General features: G+C 56.4%; 2 protein-coding genes. Both read left to right on the top strand.

The window, feature by feature from the left end; genetic code table 11:
- The coding region (locus tag H5T64_13455; GenBank protein ID MBC7265339.1) for a hypothetical protein at positions 1 to 1,955 on the top strand (1,955 nt) is incomplete at its 5' end.
- 21 nt (positions 1,956 to 1,976) lie between these two features.
- Complete coding sequence (locus tag H5T64_13450) at positions 1,977 to 2,402, top strand: winged helix-turn-helix transcriptional regulator (GenBank protein MBC7265338.1); 426 nt, start codon at positions 1,977 to 1,979, stop codon at positions 2,400 to 2,402.
- Positions 2,403 to 2,555: the final 153 nt, after the last annotated feature.

Genomic DNA, 2,555 nt, shown 5'->3' with positions numbered 1-2,555 from the left:
GATCCGTCGGTTGGCTCGGTGATTCGGAACACCGTGGCCAGCCAACTCGTGAGGTGCTTTTCTACATCACAGCCAGCGTCGCAGGACTGTACACTCTATACCTTTTCGTCATCGTCCTCTTCGTGGAGAATATCTTCGCCCTGGCTGTGTATGCTCACGTGGGCCGTGCTCGGCGTACCCGGTTTCTACTGCATTGGCTCCTTCTGCAGGCGACCGTTGTGCTCCTATTCGTGCCTTGGCTGGCCCTGGCTTTGGGGCGGATGGCCTCCTGGTCAGTGGCGACGGAGTTCGATTTCGGCGTTTTCCTGCAACTCTACGCCACGCTGTTGGTGCTGGGCATCTCCACGTACGTGGAGCGATATACCCTATTCGTGGCGCCCGTCATCCTGATTGCAATGGCAGGGCTGGCCCTGATGTGGCGAGAAGGCTTGAGACGAGAGGAACGAGGGATTTCACTCCCGCCGCGCCTAGGGGCTATCTTGCTTGGGCTGTCGCTGGCCATACCACCCCTCGTGGTTTATGTCCTCACCCGACCACGGGGCCTGTTCTATGCGCCGAGGGTGGAAGCGCGCTATCTACTTCTCTTCGCCCCGGCGTTCTACATACTGGTGGCGCGGGCCGTCGTACTCCTCTGGCGGATGTGGAGGATAGTGGGGCTGATGGCGTTGGCTGTCGCACTTGCGTTGATGCTTTGGACATTGCCCGGCCACTATGAGGGCCGCTATTTGCGTGACGAGTTGCAGACCATGGTGCGATGTATCGCCGCCTACGCCGAGGAAGGCGACGCTGTCCTGCTTGTCTCAGGTAGTCGTTTCCCAATCTTCCTCTACTACTACGAACGGCTCCCCAAGGACACCCCCCGACTGCCCGTCTATGAGGTACCCCGAACTGCGCTCATAGTGACGCCCGATAATGTGGAACAGGAACTAGCGCCGATCGCCGTAGCGCACCGCCGAATCTGGCTGGCAAGCGTGAATGCCGCACTTGATGATCCCGATGGGCTTGTCGCCAAGTGGCTGGGAGAGCGGTATGCGACTGCATTGCACCTCCATTTCGCTCACAACGCCTTGACGCTATATAATACAAATGGGGCCCTGCCACGGCTTTCCGGTACCTTACAGCCATTACACCCGTTGAGTGTAGAGTTCGGCCCAGACTTGCGTTTGTTGGGGTACGATCTGGTTACATCCGAATTTCGCAGTGGGGACACCATTCGATTGGCATTGTACTGGATTGGCAATACGGAACGCCTGGTGCGTGTTACCGTAGTCGATGATAAAGGGCGTGTGCTAGAGGCGGAGGAAGCAAGCCTGCTCCGGGAGGTAGGTGCACAGCGACAGGAGTTCGATTTCGAGGTTTTCGCTGCCACACCACCAGGTGCCTATCATTTTGAGATAGGTGTGTTAGACAGGGAGGGTGCGCCAGTTCGGGATTCCCTTCACATTGGGGAGTTTCGCATCACTCATACGAAGGCAGTGCTGTTCAAAGGTGCTGTGGCGCACGCCGTGTCCGCTAATCTGGGTGATGAAATCGAGTTTCTGGGCTATGATCTGCATGCTGCTAGCGGGAGGGCGTTGACAGCATTGATGCCAGGTGAGCAAATTGTGCTCGATCTTTACTGGTGTGCAACCGCGAAGACCCGGACACGCTACACTGTCTTCACCCATCTGCTGGGAACAGCCCATAACCCAGCCACCCAGGGGCCTGTCTGGGGACAGCATGACAGCCAGCCCGCGGACGGGGGCTACCCGACACACCAATGGTTTGTGGGAGAGGCGGTGATGGATCGCCACATCCTGACCATTGATCCTCACGCGCCCTCTGGTGACTACCAGATCGAGGTGGGGATGTACGTTTTGGAGACAGGGGCACGGCTGCCTGTTCTCGACGAAGATGGAAATGTGATGGACGATCGCGTAGTACTGGATACGCCCGTGCACGTCGGCATACCATAAGAGAGCGGAGGAGGGACTAAAATGACCACATTTATTGGTCAAAAATCTGAGGAAATATTAGAGGGGCTCTTTTCTTCCAAAGTGCGAGTTAAATTACTGACCCTGTTTCTTTCAGAACCAGGGCAGCGGTATTACAGCCGTGAGTTGGCACGTGCTATAGGCGGGCGTCAGAACGCAGTATGGCGCGAATTGAGGAATTTAGAGAACCTGGGGCTTCTACGTAGCGAGGCGGAAGGCAATTTAAAATACTATTTGGTCAATACAGGATTTCCGTTGTTCGCAGAATTGCGGAATCTGGTGCTGAAAGCAGCTGGGATAGCGGTAAAGCCAGTAATACATGCTCCGCTGAGGCTCGATAAGGTAGCACGCCACGAGTATATTGGTCCTCGACCCTCGGAGCGCCCAGCAGTTTACTCTCCCATTGTGACTATTGGTGAAACCGATTGACCCGCAAGCGCGGTCACCACTTCATGATTGGGCTCAGCCGAGTTCCCTCACTCCATCTGTTGCCATACAGACGTAAATACTTGCTTCTATGCCGGTTACTTCCCGGTAAGTCGCGGCTACGCGGCGGCGAAATGCCTCCACTGCCTCCGCCGC

The sequence above is a fragment of the Chloroflexota bacterium genome, from assembly GCA_014360825.1.
Lineage (GTDB): Bacteria > Chloroflexota > Anaerolineae > UBA2200 > JACIWT01 > JACIWT01.
The sequence above is the reverse complement of the archived record's forward strand: the minus strand, read 5'-3'. Positions and strand labels throughout refer to the sequence as shown.